The organism is Pseudomonas putida (assembly GCF_028682395.1).
Lineage (GTDB): Bacteria > Pseudomonadota > Gammaproteobacteria > Pseudomonadales > Pseudomonadaceae > Aquipseudomonas > Aquipseudomonas putida_AB.
In genome coordinates this window covers 1,031,570-1,050,468 of the sequence record NZ_JANHLC010000001.1, presented here as the reverse complement: position 1 = coordinate 1,050,468, position 18,899 = coordinate 1,031,570, and the positions used below count along the sequence as shown (strand labels likewise).

Annotated in this window: 20 protein-coding genes, 1 pseudogene and 1 riboswitch; of the genes and pseudogenes, 12 read left to right on the top strand and 9 right to left on the bottom strand. The window is 62.0% G+C overall.

Annotation, left to right across the window (positions count from 1 at the left end; all coding sequences use genetic code 11):
- The first annotated feature begins 221 nt into the window (after nucleotides 1–221).
- From kdgD to NPS46_RS04930, 4 genes are all read left to right on the top strand, one after another.
- On the top strand, nucleotides 222–1,133 hold the full coding sequence (gene kdgD / locus NPS46_RS04945) for a 5-dehydro-4-deoxyglucarate dehydratase (RefSeq protein ID WP_274105291.1): 912 nt from the start codon (nucleotides 222–224) through the stop codon (nucleotides 1,131–1,133).
- Between the two features lie 60 nt (nucleotides 1,134–1,193).
- Entirely contained in the window at nucleotides 1,194–2,639 is a 1,446-nt protein-coding gene (locus NPS46_RS04940; RefSeq protein WP_274105290.1) for an aldehyde dehydrogenase family protein, read from the top strand.
- A gap of 109 nt (nucleotides 2,640–2,748) precedes the next feature.
- Nucleotides 2,749–3,243: a hypothetical protein gene (locus tag NPS46_RS04935; protein WP_274105289.1), complete on the top strand. Its 495-nt coding sequence runs from the start codon at nucleotides 2,749–2,751 to the stop codon at nucleotides 3,241–3,243.
- A gap of 52 nt (nucleotides 3,244–3,295) precedes the next feature.
- Nucleotides 3,296–3,583, top strand: a complete 288-nt coding sequence (locus tag NPS46_RS04930) for a PA4642 family protein (protein WP_274105288.1) — start codon at nucleotides 3,296–3,298, stop codon at nucleotides 3,581–3,583.
- A gap of 99 nt (nucleotides 3,584–3,682) precedes the next feature.
- Here the strand turns inward: NPS46_RS04930 and mqo are convergent, their stop codons facing one another.
- Entirely contained in the window at nucleotides 3,683–5,191 is a 1,509-nt protein-coding gene (gene mqo / locus NPS46_RS04925) for a malate dehydrogenase (quinone) (RefSeq protein WP_274105287.1), read from the bottom strand.
- An 872-nt stretch (nucleotides 5,192–6,063) separates the two neighbouring features.
- Here mqo and NPS46_RS04920 point away from each other — a divergent pair.
- A complete protein-coding gene (locus NPS46_RS04920; protein ID WP_274105286.1) occupies nucleotides 6,064–6,648 on the top strand; it encodes a YajG family lipoprotein in 585 nt (194 codons plus the stop codon).
- A gap of 73 nt (nucleotides 6,649–6,721) precedes the next feature.
- Here NPS46_RS04920 and NPS46_RS04915 read toward each other — a convergent pair whose 3' ends face one another.
- Nucleotides 6,722–6,928 carry a hypothetical protein gene (locus NPS46_RS04915; RefSeq protein ID WP_274105285.1) on the bottom strand — a complete coding sequence of 69 codons (207 nt, stop codon included), beginning with the start codon at nucleotides 6,926–6,928 and terminating at the stop codon, nucleotides 6,722–6,724.
- 200 nt (nucleotides 6,929–7,128) lie between these two features.
- Here NPS46_RS04915 and NPS46_RS04910 point away from each other — a divergent pair, with 200 nt between their 5' ends.
- Complete coding sequence (locus NPS46_RS04910; protein ID WP_274105284.1) at nucleotides 7,129–7,416, top strand: hypothetical protein; 288 nt, start codon at nucleotides 7,129–7,131, stop codon at nucleotides 7,414–7,416.
- 106 nt (nucleotides 7,417–7,522) lie between these two features.
- On the opposite strand, the gene NPS46_RS04905 is transcribed toward NPS46_RS04910, so the two are convergent.
- The gene (locus NPS46_RS04905; protein WP_274105283.1) at nucleotides 7,523–8,689 is read right to left on the bottom strand and encodes a 1-acyl-sn-glycerol-3-phosphate acyltransferase; all 1,167 of its coding nucleotides are present in this window, start codon (nucleotides 8,687–8,689) and stop codon (nucleotides 7,523–7,525) included.
- A gap of 194 nt (nucleotides 8,690–8,883) precedes the next feature.
- Here NPS46_RS04905 and NPS46_RS04900 point away from each other — a divergent pair, with 194 nt between their 5' ends.
- The 3 genes from NPS46_RS04900 to NPS46_RS04890 are packed head-to-tail and all read left to right on the top strand — an operon-like array spanning nucleotide 8,884 to nucleotide 9,985.
- The gene (locus NPS46_RS04900) at nucleotides 8,884–9,066 is read left to right on the top strand and encodes a CPXCG motif-containing cysteine-rich protein (RefSeq protein ID WP_274105282.1); all 183 of its coding nucleotides are present in this window, start codon (nucleotides 8,884–8,886) and stop codon (nucleotides 9,064–9,066) included.
- 12 nt (nucleotides 9,067–9,078) lie between these two features.
- Complete coding sequence (locus NPS46_RS04895; protein WP_274105281.1) at nucleotides 9,079–9,339, top strand: putative signal transducing protein; 261 nt, start codon at nucleotides 9,079–9,081, stop codon at nucleotides 9,337–9,339.
- 25 nt (nucleotides 9,340–9,364) lie between these two features.
- Nucleotides 9,365–9,985: an SOS response-associated peptidase gene (locus NPS46_RS04890; RefSeq protein ID WP_274105280.1), complete on the top strand. Its 621-nt coding sequence runs from the start codon at nucleotides 9,365–9,367 to the stop codon at nucleotides 9,983–9,985.
- A gap of 6 nt (nucleotides 9,986–9,991) precedes the next feature.
- On the opposite strand, the gene NPS46_RS25255 is transcribed toward NPS46_RS04890, so the two are convergent.
- Both NPS46_RS25255 and NPS46_RS25250 read right to left on the bottom strand, forming a co-directional pair.
- Entirely contained in the window at nucleotides 9,992–10,735 is a 744-nt protein-coding gene (locus tag NPS46_RS25255) for a methyl-accepting chemotaxis protein (RefSeq protein WP_425312698.1), read from the bottom strand.
- Nucleotides 10,736–10,846: 111 nt separating this feature from the next.
- Nucleotides 10,847–11,050: pseudogene (locus NPS46_RS25250) on the bottom strand (HAMP domain-containing protein); the annotation flags it as partial.
- 1,339 nt (nucleotides 11,051–12,389) lie between these two features.
- On the opposite strand from NPS46_RS25250, the gene NPS46_RS04880 reads away from it, so the two are divergent.
- Nucleotides 12,390–13,205 carry a M48 family metallopeptidase gene (locus tag NPS46_RS04880; protein ID WP_274105278.1) on the top strand — a complete coding sequence of 272 codons (816 nt, stop codon included), beginning with the start codon at nucleotides 12,390–12,392 and terminating at the stop codon, nucleotides 13,203–13,205.
- Between the two features lie 50 nt (nucleotides 13,206–13,255).
- On the opposite strand, the gene NPS46_RS04875 is transcribed toward NPS46_RS04880, so the two are convergent.
- The 3 genes from NPS46_RS04875 to NPS46_RS04865 all read right to left on the bottom strand — a co-directional run bounded on the left by NPS46_RS04875 (nucleotide 13,256) and on the right by NPS46_RS04865 (nucleotide 16,098).
- Nucleotides 13,256–13,840, bottom strand: coding sequence for a TMEM165/GDT1 family protein (locus tag NPS46_RS04875; protein ID WP_274105277.1), 585 nt, complete (start codon nucleotides 13,838–13,840; stop codon nucleotides 13,256–13,258).
- A gap of 88 nt (nucleotides 13,841–13,928) precedes the next feature.
- Nucleotides 13,929–14,050: riboswitch (yybP-ykoY riboswitch) on the bottom strand.
- Nucleotides 14,051–14,100: 50 nt separating this feature from the next.
- Entirely contained in the window at nucleotides 14,101–15,099 is a 999-nt protein-coding gene (locus tag NPS46_RS04870; RefSeq protein ID WP_274105276.1) for a class I SAM-dependent methyltransferase, read from the bottom strand.
- A 33-nt stretch (nucleotides 15,100–15,132) separates the two neighbouring features.
- A complete protein-coding gene (locus tag NPS46_RS04865; protein WP_274105275.1) occupies nucleotides 15,133–16,098 on the bottom strand; it encodes a 2-hydroxyacid dehydrogenase in 966 nt (321 codons plus the stop codon).
- A 92-nt stretch (nucleotides 16,099–16,190) separates the two neighbouring features.
- Here NPS46_RS04865 and NPS46_RS04860 point away from each other — a divergent pair, with 92 nt between their 5' ends.
- A complete protein-coding gene (locus NPS46_RS04860; RefSeq protein ID WP_274105274.1) occupies nucleotides 16,191–16,820 on the top strand; it encodes a LysE family translocator in 630 nt (209 codons plus the stop codon).
- Here the strand turns inward: NPS46_RS04860 and NPS46_RS04855 are convergent.
- Nucleotides 16,804–17,577: an AraC family transcriptional regulator gene (locus NPS46_RS04855; RefSeq protein ID WP_274105273.1), complete on the bottom strand. Its 774-nt coding sequence runs from the start codon at nucleotides 17,575–17,577 to the stop codon at nucleotides 16,804–16,806. The genes NPS46_RS04860 and NPS46_RS04855 overlap by 17 nt on opposite strands.
- 87 nt (nucleotides 17,578–17,664) lie before the next feature.
- Between NPS46_RS04855 and NPS46_RS04850 the strand changes: the two genes are divergently transcribed.
- Nucleotides 17,665–18,849, top strand: a complete 1,185-nt coding sequence (locus NPS46_RS04850; RefSeq protein WP_274105272.1) for an MFS transporter — start codon at nucleotides 17,665–17,667, stop codon at nucleotides 18,847–18,849.
- Nucleotides 18,850–18,899: the final 50 nt, after the last annotated feature.

Genomic DNA, 18,899 nt, shown 5'->3' with positions numbered 1-18,899 from the left:
GCAGCCTCTCAGCCAGGCTGCGCCTGCGTGCCGCTGTTCCCCGTAGCGGCTGAGCTAGACACCCGTATATCGTAGTCTTTTGAACCCCGTCGGCCGTTTTCGATGGAATTGCTGTTGACCTTTATTTTTTTGGTTGTACGATGACGTACGACATCAGCCAAGGCTGGCGTGCTGATCCATCCTTTCCCCATCAAAAAACGTGTCTGCAGGGTGTTCGAATAATGAATCCACAAGAACTGAAGTCCATCCTCTCTTCCGGGATGTTGTCGTTTCCGGTCACTGATTTCGACGCACAGGGCAACTTCAACCGTGCCGGCTATATCAAGCGCCTGGAGTGGCTGGGCCCTTACGGTGCCTCGGCACTGTTCGCCGCCGGTGGTACCGGTGAATTCTTTTCCCTGGCTGCCAGCGAATACGCCGACGTGGTGAAAACCGCGGTCGATACCTGCGAGGGTGGCGTGCCGATCCTGGCCGGTGTGGGCGGTTCGACCCGCCAGGCCATCGAGTACGCCCAGGAAGCCGAGCGCCTGGGCGCCAAGGGCCTGCTGCTGTTGCCGCATTACCTGACCGAAGCCAGCCAGGATGGCGTGGCTGCCCATGTCGAGGCCGTCTGCAAATCGGTCAAGATCGGCGTCGTGGTCTACAACCGCAACGTCTGCCGCCTGACCGCCCCCTTGCTGGAGCAACTGGCCGAGCGCTGCCCGAACCTGATCGGCTACAAGGATGGCCTGGGCGATATCGAGTTGATGGTGTCGATCCGTCGTCGCCTCGGTGACCGTTTCAGCTACCTCGGCGGCCTGCCGACTGCAGAAGTCTATGCAGCGGCCTACAAGGCTTTGGGTGTGCCGGTGTATTCGTCGGCGGTGTTCAACTTCATCCCGAAAACCGCGATGGAGTTCTACGCGGCGATTTCCCGCGAAGATCATGTCCACGTGGCCAAGGTTATCGACGAGTTCTTCCTGCCGTACCTGGACATCCGCAATCGCAAACCGGGCTACGCTGTCAGCATCGTCAAGGCCGGCGCGAAGATCGTCGGCTATGACGCCGGTCCTGTGCGCACACCGCTGACCGACCTGCTGCCGGAGGAATATGAAGCACTGGCAGCCCTGATCGCCAAGCAGGGCGCCCAGTAACCCGGGTTCAGACCAGAGCCGCTGAGTGATCAGCGGCTTTTTGCGCAAAGGAGAGAGCAAGTGGCAGACGTAAAACGCTTCGATAACTACATCGACGGGCAATGGGTGGCCGGTGCCGAGTACTCGGTGAATATCAACCCATCCGATTTGTCGGACGTTGTAGGGGAGTACGCCAAGGCTGATCTCGCCCAGGTCCAGGCCGCTATCGAGGCCGCCCGTGGCGCGTTCCCGGCCTGGTCCAACTCGGGTATCCAGGCCCGCAGCGACGCGCTGGACAAGGTCGGCACGGAAATCCTCGCCCGCCGTGAAGAACTCGGCCAATTGTTGGCGCGCGAAGAGGGCAAGACCCTGCCCGAGGCGATTGGCGAAGTGTCCCGCGCCGGCAATATCTTCAAGTTTTTCGCCGGTGAGTGCCTGCGCTTGTCGGGTGACTATCTGCCCTCGGTACGCCCGGGCGTCAACGTTGAAGTCACCCGCGAAGCCCTGGGGGTGGTGGGGTTGATCACCCCGTGGAATTTCCCGATTGCGATTCCGGCCTGGAAAATCGCCCCCGCCCTGGCCTACGGCAATTGCGTGGTGCTCAAGCCGGCCGACCTGGTTCCAGGTTGCGCCTGGGCCCTGGCCGAGATCATTTCCCGCGCTGGTTTCCCGGCTGGGGTGTTCAACCTGGTGATGGGTAGTGGCCGTGTGGTCGGTGAGGCCCTGGTCAACAGTCCCAAGGTCGACGGTATCAGTTTTACCGGCTCGGTCGGTGTGGGACGGCAGATCGCGGTCAGCTGCGTATCGCGCCAGGCCAAGGTGCAGTTGGAGATGGGCGGCAAGAACCCGCAGATCATTCTGGACGATGCCGACCTCAAGTCCGCGGTCGAGCTGGCTGTACAGAGCGCGTTCTATTCCACCGGCCAGCGCTGCACGGCGTCCAGTCGCCTGATCGTGACTGCCGCAATCCATGATCGCTTCGTCGAGGCCATGGCTGAACGCATGCGCTCGATCCGGGTCGGGCACGCCTTGCACGCGGGCACCGATATCGGTCCGGTTGTGTCCCAGGCGCAGTTGGAGCAGGACCTGAGCTATATCGGGATCGGCCAGAACGAAGGCGCGCGCCTGGTTTCGGGTGGCGGCCTGGTGACCTGCGATACCGAAGGCTATTTCCTGGCGCCGACCTTGTTTGCCGACAGCACCGGCGATATGCGCATCAGCCGTGAAGAGATCTTCGGGCCGGTGGCCAATATCGTGCGGGTGGCGGACTACGAGGCAGCCCTGGCGATGGCCAATGACACTGAGTTCGGTCTGTCGGCGGGTATCGCGACCACTTCGCTGAAGTATGCCAACCACTTCAAGCGTCACTCCCAGGCCGGCATGGTCATGGTCAACCTGCCGACTGCCGGGGTTGATTACCATGTGCCGTTTGGTGGTCGCAAAGGCTCTTCCTACGGCTCCCGTGAGCAGGGGCGTTATGCCCAGGAGTTCTACACTGTGGTCAAGACGGCGTATATCGGTTCATAAACCAGCGTTCGTGCGAGGCTGCGTGCAGCCTCGCACGTTGCCCGGGTCACGGCGCTCGATGGCGCATGCTGGCGTGCTAGAGTGGTCGGCCCGTAGTTCGGAGCCCGTCATGAACGTCTCGATTGGTCGTTTCGCCCGCCGCCTGCTGTTTGTCTGTCTGCCCCTGGTCGCTGTGCCAGCCCTGGCGGCGCCCATGTACGGGCAGTTCCTGCCGCCGGACGAGTTGTCCCTGCGCCGCGAACAGCCCGAGCAACAGCAGTTGCTGCAGATCACCGAGTATTCGGTGGTGGTGGGCAACCAGCGCCAATCCAATCAGCAACCGATCCCGGTGACCTCGCCGCTGCTGGTGCGCCTCAAGGGCAAGCCACTGAGCAAGGGGGCGACGGTGCGCCAGGTGCTGATCAGCTTCGACGGTGAAAGCAAAAGCCTGAAAAAGCCGGTCTTCGACAGCGCGAGCAAGACCCTCAGCCTGTATTACCCGCTGGCCCAGTACCGGGTCATCATGGACCTGCTGCGCAATGACACGGTGTATTGCCAGTTCCTCACCTACGCCAATGGCCATATCTGGGCCGACTTGCACACCGGGGCGGTTCGCGCGCGTTGAGGCTTGAGGTAAACTGCCGGCCCCGTGAAATATCTGCAGGCTGGAGTCGGCAATGCGTAAAGACAAGAAGCAGTTGATTGGTGACGAGATCGGCGATGAGCAGATCAAGTTGTTCCTCGATTTCGAACCGCTAGACGCCACTTCGCCGTCCCTGCACAAACTGATCAAGGCTTACCGTGGCCTGCGTATCGACGACTTCGAGCGTTTCCTGGTGTTCTTCAAGGAAGCCGGCTATGACCTCGATGGCCAGGATGAGCACGGGCAGAATTTTGTCGCGTTGATCGCCGACCAGCGTAATGGTGCCGAGTACATCGAACTGATCGAAAAAGCCCGCGGTTAATCCCCGATCGGTAGGCGCGAGTTTGCTCGCGATCTGCTGGGCATAAAAAAACGCCCCGTTGCTTAGCGCAGCGGGGCGTTTTTCAGGGTGCCTCAGCGATCAGGCGAAGCTGGGCGTCTCGCTGCTCGGCTCGACCAGTTCCAGATGCTCGTCGTTCTGGCGGCTGATCTGGCGATACAGGTCGGCGTCGGTCTCAAGGACCTTTTCCCGGGCCGGGAAGATCTCATGCAGCTTGTTCGCCCACTCGCCGTTGGCCTTCTCGGGGAAGCAGCGCTCGATCAGTTCCAGCATGATCGAAACGGTGACCGAGGCACCTGGCGAAGCGCCGAGCAGGGCGGCAAGGCTGCCGTCCTTGGCCGCGACCAGTTCGGTGCCGAACTGCAGCACGCCGCCTTTCTTCGCGTCCTTCTTGATGATCTGGACCCGTTGGCCTGCCACTTCCAGGCGCCAGTCTTCGGCCTTGGCCTCTGGGTAGAAGCGACGCAGGGACTCCAGACGCTGCTCCATGGACTGCATCACTTCGCTGACCAGGTACTTGGTCAGGTCCATGTTGTCGCGCGCCACGGCGAGCATCGGCCCGATATTGCTGGCACGGACCGACAATGGCAGGTCGAGGAACGAACCGTGCTTGAGGAACTTGGTGGTGAAGCCGGCATACGGCCCGAACAGCAGAGACTTCTTGCCTTCGACCACACGGGTGTCCAAGTGCGGCACGGACATCGGTGGTGAGCCCACGGCGGCCTGGCTGTAGACCTTGGCCTGGTGCTGCTTGACCACTTCGGGGTTGTCGCAGCGCAGCCATTGGCCGCTGACCGGGAAGCCACCGAAACCCTTGCCTTCTTCGATGCCCGACGCTTGCAGCAGCGGCAGGGCCGCGCCACCGGCGCCGAGGAAGACGAACTTGGCGTCGACATCACGGCTGTTGCCGCTGTTGACGTCCTTGATGGTCACGGTCCAGCCGGCGCCATTGCGCTTGAGGCCGGTCACGCGCTTGCAGTACTTGACCTGGGCATCCGGTGCGCTGGTCAGGTGCTTGAGCAACTGGTTGGTCAGCGCGCCAAAGTTGACATCGGTGCCGTTCATGACGCGGGTCGCAGCGACCTGTTCGTCGGCCGGACGGCCGGGCATCATCAAGGGCATCCATTCGGCCATCTTGGCCTTGTCTTCGGTGTATTCCATGTCCGCGAAGGCGTGGTGCTGGTGCAGCACCTCGAAGCGCTTCTTGAGGAAGGCGATGCCTTTCTCGCCCTGGACAAAGCTCAGGTGCGGCACGGGGCTGATAAAGGATTTGCACGAACCGAACGTGCCTTTCTGGGCCAGGTAGGCCCAAAACTGCCTCGACACCTCGAACTGGGTGTTGATGTGCACGGCTTTTTTGATATCGATGGAGCCATCGGCGGCCTGCGGCGTGTAGTTCAGCTCGCAAAGCCCGGCGTGGCCGGTACCGGCGTTGTTCCACGGGTTGGAACTCTCCGCGGCTCCCGAATCCATCAACTCGACGACTTCCAGCTTGATTGCGGGGTCGAGCTCTTTGAGCAGGACGGCCAGGGTGGCACTCATGATGCCGGCCCCTACCAGTACTACGTCGACTGCTTCGTTATGCGCCATTAACGCGTCTCCAAAATCTGCAGCACCAAATTGATGGCATGGCTGTCAGGCGTGGCGGGCATGCATCAGGTTGTGCCTCACGCCACGTGTGACCAGGATTGCCATGTCCGATTCTTCGCAATTTTTTGCAACTTCAGCGGACGCCACCAACCGGGCCTTAAGGTGCGTATGAACGCATTTCAGGAAGCGGTGGGCAATTCGACTTATGGTCAAGAACGTCCGTTGGTGCAACCAAATCCGTAGTGGACAGGCATCAAGCTTCTGTTAAGGAGCGCTCGTTCCTGTGTAGTTGGGCCGCAAGGGACGCTAATGGTGCCTGTTCAGACGCAAAACTATTCATTTGCTCGCCACACTCTTGTGAAGTAGTGAAAACCCGTTTTTTTCACGCTCTTTTGAAGACGTGAACCTCAAAAAAGGGCTGCCAGCCAGGCACCGGGTCCGCGCCTCGGAACAGGCAAGACGGACAAAAAACTCAGTGGCCGAGCGCATGGCAGCTCTGGCAGGTCGTCGGGAGATGGGGCGAAGCCCTTCACGCGACCTGTGTGGGCGGCTCTCTGTGGGCAATGCGGGGGCCAATGCGAGGGCATTGGCGGTAATGCGAGGCCCGATCAGGAGACGTCCTTATAATCGGGGGGAGATTGTAGCGAAGAAATGCGCAGAAATGATCCTGTTAAATGACTTTTATTACCCGTGCGCTCCAGCAGCATGGCCGCGGGCTGTGACAAACCGATGAAAAGCCGGTGCGCCAGCTATGGGGGGAACCTCTGGCACAGTGCCATGGTCGATAGAACGCCGCGTGGCATGGCTGGTGAGCGGCGCCCGCGGCCCGTTATACTGCCGGCCTGTCTGTGCCTAGCCCTGGAGATATGAGCATGTTGCAACGCCTGTTGTTCGGTTTGATCACTGTGACCAGTTTGACCCTGGTCGGCTGCGCCCACAGCCCGCAACAACTCAGCCCGCAACCCAAACTCACCACCCAGCTCGCACCTGTGGGCCATGGTCAGCCGGTGGTGGTCAAGGTGGTGGATGGCCGTCCGTCGCCGACCCTGGGCACTCGCGGTGGCCTGTACCCGGAGACCAGCTCGATCACCGTGTCCGGTGCCGACCTGCTGCCCAAGCTGCAAGCCCAGGCCGAAGCGGCCGTGCGCCTGCTGGGCTTTACCCCGACGGCCAACGCCTATAATGCGCCGCAATTGACCGTGACTCTGGCGGAACTCAAGTACCAGTCGCCCAAGGAAGGCTTGTATGTGACCGAGGCGACCATCGCCGCGACCTTCCGCTCCGATGTGTCGAACGCCAACCGTCGCTACAGCGGCCGTTATGGCGCTTCCCTGGACCAGCGTTTCGGCATGGCGCCGAACCAGGAAACCAACACCAAGCTGGTCAGCGATGTACTGAGCGACGCCCTGACCCGCCTGTTCAAGGATCCCACTATCGGCCAGGTGCTGAGCCAGTAAGCGATACGCCTACCGCTCAATACTGCACCCAGGAAAAAGCCCGGCGCCCATCGAGAGGCCGGGCTTTTTTATCTCAGGCCGCTTCCTGGTAGAAGTCGAGCACGCTCACGCCGGTGAGCAGGTCCGTTTCGGGCAGGTCGGCATGTTGATGGCCGCCCAGGGCGCAGTAGACCAGCCAGTGGTGGTCCTGCACGTTGAAGGATGAGGCGTCGACCAGCGCCTGTTGTTCATCGCTGGGGGCGATCAGGTACAGGCGGTCCTGGTTCTGTGCGTGCAGCATGACAAGCTCCGTGTCGTGGTCGAGGGGCAACAGAGTGACTGGTTAAGGTGACGTTCAGGTGACAGGCCAATTTAATCGCTAGATTGCCCACAATCGGTCGGAAACCGCTGCCCGGCGTTCTTGGGTTTGAGTAGAATCCGCGCCGTTAATGGCGTTCTGCCATTTTCCTGTCTTGCCCCCTGTACCTCCCGAGGCTCGCAATGTCGCTGCAACTGCTGTGGTCCGCTTTTGTTCACTATCCGGCCAACCTGATCAATGGGCTGGCGTTGCTGTTCGCCTGTCCGGGGGCTTGGTTGCTGCATGCCACACGTCGCCGCGAACAGCGGGCGCAAGCCAATCTGGCGATGCAAAGCGAAAGTCGCTCGATCGACCAGCCGTTGCTGGCGCTCGACAGTGCGACCCAGCGCATCAACCGGTTTTTCTATCGATTTGGCTTTGCCTGCCTGGGGCTGGCCTTGCTGATTTCGTGGCTCAGTACGCGGCTGTAGTAAAGGCCGGGAGCTAATCCTGGGGCGCCCGGACGCAACGCTAAGAACTCGTATGTCGCCTGGCGGCAACGGCTATGAGGTGATCCGCATAGCCGTTGCGGGGCGGTTAGAGGGCCAGGCCGGCTTTGACGCGGTACTGGTTGCGTACCGGGGTGGCGTATTGCAGCACGAGGTAGGGGCGGTGCTCGGCCGGGCACGCGTCGAGGCGGCTTTGCCATTCCTGTTCGGCCTTGGCCAGTTCTGCCGCACCGAAGACTTCGCTGGCCGCTGGCACCTGCAGTTGCGGGTCGGCGTCATTCCACTGGGCGTACGCCAGGTAATGCACCGGGAAGAGGCGGTAGCCGCCGAGAATCTGCCGGTCCATCTCGGCCGCCAGCAGCTTGGTGTCCTCGAATAGACCGTCGACCGGCGCGGCAAAGTTCACGTGGACCCGACCCTTGTAGCCGGTAATGCCCTTGGCGATGCTGATGTCGTCCTCGCCCGGGGCCTTGGTGTAGCTGCCGGTGGTGGCGCGGATATACAACTCGCGGGCCTTGGCCTGGTCGCAGGGGTCGTATTCGTAGCTGATCGACACCGGGGTCAGGTTCAGCGAGCGAATCACTTCGCCAAACGGCTCGTCCTTGCGGCTCATATGGAACATTTTCAGGATTGCCGACTCGGTACGGTCATCGCCGTCCTTGGCCCGGCCTTCGGCCTGGGCAATCCAGATCGATTCGCAGTCGTTGCGGATCGAGTGGTTGATATAGGCCGAAAGCAGTTGGTAAGCGGCCATTTTTTCCCGGCGACCACTGATGGAGCGGTGCACGATAAAGCTCTTGTTCAGGCGCATCAGGTCGCTGACAAAGGGCTTTTGCAGCAGGTTGTCGCCAATGGCGATGCGTGGCGTCGGCAGGCCGGCGTGGTAGACGGCGTAGTTGACGAAGGCCGGGTCCATCACGATATCGCGGTGGTTGGCCAGAAACAGATAGGCGGTGCCGGAGCGCAGTTGCTCGACCCCGGTATAGGTCACGCCATCGGTCGCGCGCTCGATGGTGTGGTCGACATAGAATTCGACCTTGTCCTGCAGCGTCGCTACCGAGGTCACGCCGGCGAATTCACGGCGCAGGCGCTGGGCGATCAGCGGCTTGAGCAGCCAGCCGAAGGCACCGGCCAGACGCGGAAAGCGAAAGTGTGTGAGGATATCTAGAAATGCCTTGTCGCCGAGCAGCCGGGCCAGCACGGCTGGGACTTCGGCGTCGTTGTAAGGTCGGATGGCATCGAATTCGCCCATCATGCTCTCTTGTTGGAAACGGCTAGGGTAAATAGCAGGTCCTTTCGCGTTCGTCTGTCAATAATCGACGCAATGACGCGGATGAACCCTGCTCTCGGGTGATGCATAACAAAGCCTGGCCCGGAAAATAGCCCGAACAAAAAATAGCCCTGCAAATAGACCGGCGATTATACGCACAAGTCACTCTGGAGGCCGCGATGCTGGAAACCGAGTACTACGATTGTCCTTATTGTGGCGAACCGGCCGAAGCGGTGCTCGATCTGTCCGGCGGCGACCAGCAGTACATCGAGGACTGTCCGGTCTGTTGTCGTCCGATTGTCTTCACGCTACAGACCGACGGTCAGCACTGGCAGCTTGATGTACGCAGCGAGAATGACTAAGGGGAGGGCGCGATGCAGCGAATCTACGAACCGCAGGACCTGATGGAGGGCGAACTGCTGTTGGGCATGCTCGCCAGCGAGGGGATTGCCGCCCATCTGGTCGGAAGAGACCTGCTGGGGGCGGCCGGTGAGCTGCCAGCGTTCGGCTTGCTGGCACTGGCGGTGGAGAATGACCAGGCACAATACGCACGGGAGCTGATCGCTGCGTACAATGGCGCCTCGCCGTTGTCGGGGGACGAGCCGCAGAGCTTTCCCGGCGTCCTGCTCTGTTGATCCGCTAGAAGAGTCGTATTGCCCTATGTGTGGACGTTATGCCCTGTTTCGTTGGAACCCTGCCTTTGCGGCGTTGCCCGGATTCCCGAGCGACCAGCAGGCGCAGTGGAATATATCGCCCAACGATTCGGTGCTGATCCAGCGCAGGGTCGCCGACCGGCTTGAGTTGGCTCGGGCCCGCTGGGGGCTGACCCCGGCCTGGTTGACCGACCTGTCGCGCACCCCGGCCCACGCGCGGGCCGAAACCCTGGCCGAGCAGCCGATGTTTCGCCAGGCGTTTCGTGAGCGCCGTTGCCTGCTGCCCGCCAATGGTTTCTACGAATGGCGCGGCACCCAGCGCAAGCGACCCTTTTGGCTGACCCCGGCCGAGGGTTCGAACCTGTTTTTTGCCGGGATCTGGGAGGCCTATCCGGTGGCTGGGCAGGTCTGGCTTAGCACGGCCGTGGTCACCCAGGCCGCGGCCAGCCAGCGCCGGCCGCTGATTCTCGATGCCGCCGGCCAGCAAGCCTGGCTCGCCGCGGACACCCCGCTGTCCGATCTGCAAGCCTTGCTGGCCAGCCCGCCTGTCGCCCTGCGCGAGCGGCCGCTGGCCAATCTGGTCAACGATCCAAAGCTCAATGCGCCGGAGTGCCTGACACCGGCCTGAGTCGCCTCAGACCTTGAACTGGTTGATCAGCCGCCGCTGCTGCTCGGCCAGCTTGGTCAGTTGCGCACTGGCCGCACTGGATTCATCGGCTCCGCCTGCCACTTCGTTGGCGACCTGCCCAATACTGATCACATTGCGGTTGATGTCCTCGGCCACTGCGCTTTGCTCCTCGGCGGCGCTGGCGATCTGGGTGTTCATGTCGTTGATCACCGACACCGCCTGGGTAATGCTCTGCAGCGCTGCGGCGGCCTGGGTCGCGTGCTCCACGCTGGCGTCGGTCTTGTGCTGGCTGTCTTCCATGACCCTGACCACGTCGCGGGTGCCTTGCTGCAGTTGCTGGATCATGGTCTGGATTTCTTCGGTGGCTTGCTGGGTCTTCTGCGCCAGGTTGCGCACCTCGTCGGCGACCACGGCAAAGCCGCGGCCCTGTTCGCCCGCACGGGCCGCTTCGATGGCGGCGTTCAGGGCCAGTAGGTTGGTCTGCTCGGCAATGCCACGGATGGTGGTGAGGATCGCGTGAATGTTTTCACTGTCCTTGGCCAGGGTCTGCACCACGGCGACGGCGCGGCCGATTTCCTCGGCCAGGGCGCCAATCGATCCGGACGTTTCGTGGACGATGCGCATGCCCTGGCTGGCGGCTTCATCGGCATGGCTGGCGGCCTGCGCCGCCTGGGTGGCGTTGCGCGCGACATCCTGGGCGGTAGCGGTCATCTCATGCACGGCCGTGGCGACCTGGTCGATCTCGACCATCTGGCGGTGCACGCCCTGGTGGGTGCGGATCGCGATATCGGCCGTGTGCTCGGAGGAGTCGCTGACACTCTGCACCGACGTCACCACCTGGCCGATCATGGCCTGCAGTTTGCTCAGGAAAGTGTTGAAGCCTTTGGCAATCGACCCCAGTTCGTCGGCGCGGTCGCTGTGCAGGCGACGGGTCAGATCGCCTTCACCCTGGGCGATATCGTCGAGCATGACGACCATCTGTTTCAGCGGCCGGGCGATACCCCTTGCCACCAGCCAGATCACCAGCAAGCCCAGGCCGGCAATCAGCAAGCCGATCAGGGTCATGCCCGTGATATCCGTGGTGCGCTGGTGTTCGAGATCAGCCTGGAGCTGGTGCAGGTCGGCCATGACCGCGTCCAGCGGCAGTTGCAGCATCAGCGTCCAGCGGGCTGCCGTTTCGCCGATGGTGAAGGGCAGGAACAGCTCGATATGCCCATGTTCCTGGTCGATGTCGTAGCGCACCGAACCCACGCTGAGCCCGGCCAGATTGGCGGCTTCATTGGCGTCGAGAATCTCGTTGGCTTTTTCGCCCAGTTTGCTCGGATCCCGGGTGTAGGCGACCAGCCGGCCGTTGCTGGAGATCAACGCCATTTCGCCGGCCCCGTCATACAACTGGCGGTCGGCGGCGTTGAGCATGTCCTGGATAAAGTTCACCGACAGATCGGCGCCGACGATGCCCTGGAAGGTGCCGTCGATTGTGATCGGTTCGATAAAGGAGGCGAGCATGGTCATTTTGTCGCCGACCCGATAGGGCGCCGGGTCGATCACGCAGGGTTTGCCGCTGTCCTTGGAGCACAGGTAGTACTCACTGGCGCGAACGCCGGTGGCGAGCATCTTCTGGTCGCCGACATCCGCCAGTTTTTCCAGGCCCAGGCTGGCGTCGCTATTGCGAAACCACCAGGGCAGGAAACGGCCATCGGTTTCCATCCCGAGCACCGTGCCGTTGGTGTAGGCCGCGTCGTTATGGTCAATGGCATTGGGTTCCCAGGCGATATAGGCGCCAAGGATCTTCGGGTTGCGGCTGACATTCTCGCGCAGCAGGTTGATCAGTTGCTCGCGGGCAATCTGTAGCTGTGGCGCGCCTTTGGCATCGTGGCTGCCCAGCAGTGCGTTGGTGGTGGCCAGGCTCTTGGCCATTTGCAGAGGCGCTTCCAGTTCACGCTGGATCAGGCTGACCTGGGTGCGGGCCAGGGCATCGAGGCGTTGCTCGATCACCTGCTCGAATTGGGCCTGGGTCCGCTGCTGGACCATCTCCTGGGTCCTGGCGCCGGCAAACAGGGCGTACAGCACCAGGGCCGCAACCACGCTTAGGACAATCGCCCCGGCCAAGGCCGCGACAGAAAACTGAATCGACTTGAATTTCATGGGTGGGCTCCGAGCGCCGGAATGGCAGTGGCATCGCTATATCGGCCAGAGGAGAGGCGGGCATAAGGGTTGGTTAGAAAATGTTTCTTGGACCTGGGTCTCGTTGCCGAAGCCCCGGTGAGCTGATTCGAAGGGGCTGGGTGAAAGTGCTGCCTTTGCTGGGCGCGTATCCGAAACCGTGGTGTTCGGCAGGCATTGTGTCTGGTGTCGATACGATTAGCCGCCTAGGATAGCCGACAGGTTTTGCGGAGTGACGGATATGGGTAAATATTGGATCGCGGGTGTGTTGGGTACAAGTCTGTTGGTAGGAGGGTGCCAGGTGGTCAATACCACCAGCGGCGGGGCCGTGGGTGTCGAGCGTTCGCAGTACATGTTTTCGTTGCTGTCCAGTGATGACCTCAACAAGTCCTATGCCCAGAGTTATCAACAAGCAGTGGCCGAAGCCAGTGGCAAGCAGGTGCTGGACAAGACCAGCAACAATGCCAAGCGCCTGCAGTTGATCGCCGATCGGCTGATATACCAGGCGCCAGTGTTTCGCCCGGATGCGGCGCAGTGGAACTGGGAAGTCAATCTGATCAAGAGCGATGAACTCAACGCCAACTGCGGCCCGGGCGGTAAAATCATTTTCTACTCGGGGCTGATCGACAAGCTGAAGCTGACCGACGATGAAATCGCTGCGGTCATGGGCCATGAAATCGCCCATGCCTTGCGTGAGCATAGTCGCGAGGCAATGTCCAAGGCCTATGCGGTGGACGTTGCCAAGCAGATCGCCCTGGCCGTCGGCGCACCACAGGAAGCGGTTGCCATGGGCAGCAAGGGCGTGGACCTGGCAATGACCCTGCCCAACAGCCGTGGCAGCGAAAACGAAGCGGATCTGATCGGCCTGGAGCTGGCGGCCCGCGCCGGTTATGACCCGAACGCGGCGATCAGCCTGTGGCAGAAAATGAGTGCGGCGGGAGGCAGCGCACCGCCGGAGTTTCTCAGCACTCACCCCAACTCTTCCAGCCGGATCAGTGCCCTGCAGGCGGCCATCCCCAAGGTCATGCCGCTGTATCAGCAGGCCCGTAAATCCTGACCCCGGGTCATGGCAGCGCCCCCGGCCGATAGCCAGGGGCGCGGTGCGGGCTAGACCCAACCGCTGCTTTGCATGGCCTTGTAGACCGCGACGATTGCCAGGATAAAGAACGCCGAGGCGGCAAGGCGGCGAATCAGCGTCAGCGGCAGTTTCTCCGCGGCAAAATTCCCCGCCAGTACCACCGGCACGTTGGCAATCAGCATGCCCAGGGTCGTACCAATAATGACCAGCCACAGTTCCGGGTATTGCGCCGCCAACATGACGGTGGCGATCTGCGTCTTGTCGCCGATTTCGGCGAGGAAGAAGGCAATCAGGGTGGTCAGGAACGGGCCGAACTTGCGCGAAGTGCTGGCTTCGTCATCGTCCATCTTGTCCGGCACCAGGGTCCACAGCGCGGTGGCGGCAAAACTCGCGGCGAGGATCCAGTGCAGCACGGCGTCGGAGAAGAAGCTGCCAAACCAGGCCCCGACGGCGCCCGCGGCGGCGTGGTTGGCCAGTGTGGCGGCGACGATACCGGCGATGATCGGCCAGGGTTTGCGAAAGCGAGCGGCCAGGATCAGGGCCAGCAATTGGGTCTTGTCGCCGATTTCGGCCAAGGCCACGATGGCGGTGGGAACGAGCAGGGAGTCCAGCATCAGGGTTTTCCTAAGGGGCGGGTCGACACGGCTATGACACGTACAGCCTTCCCGCCCCGGGTAAGGTGTGCGTGTCATAGGTCTTGTCAAACCCTGGGTCCGTCTGTGCGGACTCCGGGTCGCATACGCCATGGTCTGAGGACCAAGTATGTTGACGCATGCCGGACGAGCGTGGCGCTCGTGGGAGACTACTCCCCTAGGACGGAGCGGATTCTGCCTAGCCAAATGCCATAGGGCAAGTGTTCTTTTTCAGGCGCCGATCAACTGCGCTTGGCCCGGTAAATACGAAAACCCTGGCCTTCTGCCTTGATCGAACACGTGCCCAGATGCTCCTCGATCAGCGGTTGATAACGCAGGAAGCTATTGGCAACCAGCCGAAGTTCGCCACCGTTTTTCAGATGTTTAGCCGCTTTTCTCAGCAGGTTTTCCGTGGCCTGGTAGTCGGTGTGCACACCGACATGGAACGGTGGATTGCTCAAAATGGCATTCAAACCCATGGGCGCCGCATCGATGCCATCACCGGTAATGACCTCGGCTTCCAGGCCATTGGCGGCCAGGGTCAGGCGGCTGCTGGCGGTGGCGAAGGCATCGACATCGAGCATGATCACCTGGTTGTGCGGGTAGCGCCGCTTGACCGTGGCGCCGAGCACGCCAGCGCCGCAGCCAAAGTCCAGCAGGTTGCCGCTGGGCAGTTTGTCCAGGTGTTCCAGCAGCAGGGCGCTGCCGCGATCGAGTCGACCGTGGCTGAACACGCCGGGCAGGCTGACCACCTTGAGCGGGCCTTCCGCCAGGTCCAGTTCGTAGTGCCGGGCCAGGCTTTCCAGGGGGACGGCAGTCGGCGCAGTGGTCACGGTCACCTGCCAGAGTTGACAGTGGCGCGCGCTGTCGAGCTTGCGCGGCTTGCCCAGCGGGTTCAGTTGCTTGGCCGCACCTTCGATGCCGCTGCGTTTCTCGCCGACCAGAAACAACTCACGCCCGGCCAGGCGCGAGCCCAGGGCGTTGAGCAGATAGTCGGTCAGTTCCTTGGACTTGGGCAGAAACACCACCGCCGCTTCGAACGGCTGCTGCGGTGCCTCTACGCCAAAATGGCTACGCCCGGCGAAGCGGGCGTCCAGCGCGGCCTGGTCGCCGGCGTGCCAGCACCAGCCCAGGGCATTGGGCAACCGGCCGAGCAGGTCGTCGGCGGGCAAGCCGGCCAGCAACAGCGAGCCTTGAAAAAGTTCGGCCTGACGAAGCAGTACTTCACTGCGCGGATCCATGGTCTGCTCCCTGAAAAAATGGCGCGCAGTCTATCAATTGACGACCCGCAGCGCTGCACCGCTGAAGAATCCCCGGGCGTTTTGCGCCACTTGCTCGACGATCCGCTGGCGGGCTTCGCGGCTGCCCCAGGCGTTGTGCGGGGTGATGATCAGGCGTGGGATATCGCTGGCCAGCAGGGGATTGCCGGCGGTCGGCGGTTCAACGCTCAAGACATCGCTGGCGGCGCCGCCCAGATGACCACTGCGCAGGGCGTCAGCCAGGGCCTGTTCGTCGATCAGGCCGCCGCGGGCCGTGTTGACCACCAACGCGCCGGGTTTGAGCAAGGCCAGCTCGCGAGCGCCGATAAAGTGTCGAGTCTGCTCGTTCAACGGGCAATGCAACGTCAGCGCGTCGACCTGGGGCAGCAGTTCGTCCAGCGCCAGGCGGTCGGCACGGGGCGGCCGACCGGGGATCTGGCCGAGGAGGACGCGCATGCCAAAGGCCTCGGCCAGGCGCCCGACCGCGCTGCCCAGTTCACCGTGGCCGAGCAGGCCGAGGGTCTTGCCTTCCAGCTCCATGATCGGGAAGTCCAGCAGACAGAATTGCTTGGCCTGTTGCCAGCGGCCCTCGGCTACAGCTTTCTGGTAGTCGCTCAAGCGCGTGGCCAGGGCGAGCAGCAGCATCAGTGTGTGCTGCGCCACCGATGGCGTGCCGTAGCCCTGGCAATTGCAGACCGTAATCCCCTGGGCGCGAGCCGCCGCCAGATCGACATTGTTGGTGCCGGTGGCCGTAATCAGGATCAGCTTCAACTCGGGGCAGGCGGCCAGGGTTCTGGCGTCGATCAGGATCTTGTTGCTGATGGCCACTTGTGCGCCCTGCAAGCGCTCGATGACTTGCTCGGGCGTGGTCTGGGCATACAGTTGCAAATCGCTGAAACACTCGCGCAAGGGCCCTAGGTCAAGGTCGCCAAGGTCCAGGGAAGGATGGTCGAGAAAGACGGCGCGTTGCGGGTTGGTCATCAACTGTACCTTTTGTGTCAGAGATCGAAGGCGTAATCTGCCGAGCCTAACAGATGAAATAATTAGTTACTTACCTGCTGACAGGAGCGCCGATGTACTGGACCGAATTCTTGACCGTAGCTTTGATCCATCTGCTGGCGGTGGCCAGCCCGGGACCGGATTTCGCTGTCGTGGTGCGTGAAAGCGTGACCCACGGCCGCCGCGCCGGCACCTGGACAGCCCTGGGCGTGGGCTGTGCGATTTTCCTGCACGTGGGCTATTCGCTGCTGGGCATCGGTCTGATCGTGTCCCAGTCCATCGTGTTGTTCAATGCTCTGAAGTGGGCCGCGGCGGCGTATCTGTTGTACATCGGCTTCAAGGCTCTGCAAGCCAAGCCGGCGGTGCCCAGCACGGATGAACTGACGGTTCAGGTCGGCGAGCGCACCGCCCGCGGGGCCTTTACCGCAGGCTTCGTGACCAATGGCCTGAACCCCAAGGCCACGCTGTTTTTCCTTTCGCTGTTTACCGTGGTGATCAATCCGCATACGCCGCTGCCGGTCCAGGCCGGCTATGGCCTGTACTTGGCGTTCGCCACGGCCGTGTGGTTCTGCCTGGTGGCCAGGTTGTTCAGTCATCAGCGCGTCCGGGCCGGTTTCGCCCGCATGGGGCACTGGTTCGATCGGACCATGGGCGCCGTGCTGATTGCCATCGGTGTGAAGCTGGCCTTTACCGAGATGCATTGATCGCGCTGAACTGGTTCAGGGCATTCAGATATTCGCGCGGATTCTCGCCCAGCAGGCGGCGAAACATCGCACTGAATGCCCGGCCACTGCCGTAGCCCAGCGCCTCGGCCACACTCTGCACGCTGGCCCCGGCCAGCAGCCGTGGCAACGCTTCCATCAGTCGCAACTGCTGGCGCCAGGCGTTGAAACTCATCTGCAATTCCAACTGAAACAGCCGGGCCAGGGTCCGCGAGCTGGCGCCGACCTGCTGCGCCCAGTCCTCCAGGGTGTAGGGGTGGTCCGGGGTTTGCAGCAGGGCCAGGCAGATGCTTTGCAGGCGTCGGTCGACGGGCATGGGAATATGCAGGGGCAGGTTTTCCAGCGCGCTGATTTCCTCGAGCATCAGTTGCTGGATCAGCGGGTTCCTGGCCTGCCGCGGGCCCTGTACCGCGCGCAGGATCAGCTCGCGCAACAACGGGGTGACCGCCAGCACGCAGCAGCCGCCGAGGCTGGCGGGTGAGTACTCGGAGGCGATAAACAACGAGCGCATGCGCACTTCGCCACTCATATAGATTTCATGTTCGACCAGTGGCGGGATCCACACGGCCCGCGAGGGCGGAATGATCCAGGCGCCCTGGGCCGTGACCACGCGCATCAGGCCACTGACCGCGCAGAGAAACTGTGCTTCGCGATGGCGATGGAGGGCCTGGTGTTCGCCATCGCTATAGTCGCGGGGATGGGCGCTGACAGGGCCGTGGTCAAAGTGGCTGATTAACATGTCTGGTTCGATGCGTTATTTGTCAGAAATGCGTTTTAGCGCCAACCTAGCATAGGCACGCCTATCAATAATTAGAAGCGTGTCGCCATGAACCAATCCCGCAACGTGATTCGTTACGTCAACGCAGCGCATGTGATCGATCACATGTTCATGTTGATCTATCCCGCCGCCGTGCTCGGTATGACCCATTACTTCCAGCTGGATTTCGCCGCGCTGATCGGCCTGTCCCTGGGCGGTTTCATTGCCTTTGGTGCTTGTTCGCTACCGGCCGGCTGGCTGGGCGACCGCTGGAGCCGACGCAGCATGATGCTGCTGTTCTTCTTCGGGATCGGCGCGGCGGCGATCTTTACCGGGTTGAGTACCTCGGCGCCCATGCTCGCCCTAGGGTTGACGCTGATCGGGGTCTTTGCCGCCATCTACCACCCCGTGGGGACGGCGATGCTGGTGACGTATGCCCAGAACCGCGGGCGTGAAATCGGGATCAACGGCATGTGGGGCAACCTGGGCGTAGCGTTTTCGGCGCTGGTGACGGGCCTGTTGGTGGCGCAATTCGGCTGGCGTTCGGCATTTCTACTGCCGGGCGCCGTGGCCATGGTGCTGGGCGTGCTGTTTGCCTGGCAGGTGCGTGAAGAGCCGATTCCCCATCGCCCCCACGTGAAGCTGAAGGGCGCATCCGGGCAGCGGATTTCGATGTTTATGGTGTTTTCAGTGCTGGCCGTCGCCACGGCCACCAGTGGCGTGGTGTTCAATGCCACGACCATGACCTACCCGAAACTGTTCCAGGAGCGCCTGCATGAACTGCTCATGTCGCCCCAGTCCCTCGGGGTGATTGTCAGCCTGGCCTATGCCTTCGGGGCGCTGGCGCAGTTGAGCATTGGCCGGGTTCTGCATCGCTTCAGCCTGAAATGGCCTTTTGTCCTGTTGACCCTGTGCCAGGCGCCGCTGTTGTTCGGTCTGGCCTATGCCGATGGCTGGCCGCTGATACTGCTGGGAGCGGGCTTTATGTTCGTGGTGTTTGGCCAGGTCACGGTCAACGATGCGATGGTCGCCAACTTTGTCGCGCCGCAATGGCAGTCCCGGGTGTTCGCCCTGCGTTACTGCCTGTCGTTCGGCGCCAGCGCCACGGCGATTCCGTTGATTGCCTATGTCGAACCGCGCCAGGGCTTTATCGGCCTGTACCTGATCCTGGCCGCTTTTGCTGCCTTGAGCTTTGTCGCCGCGCTGGTGTTCCCACGCACACCGTCGGAAGTGGCGTTGGCACAAACGGCCTGATCGCCCGTCGATACTGGCTCTGAGCCAGTATCGAGCTTTGTCTGCAAATC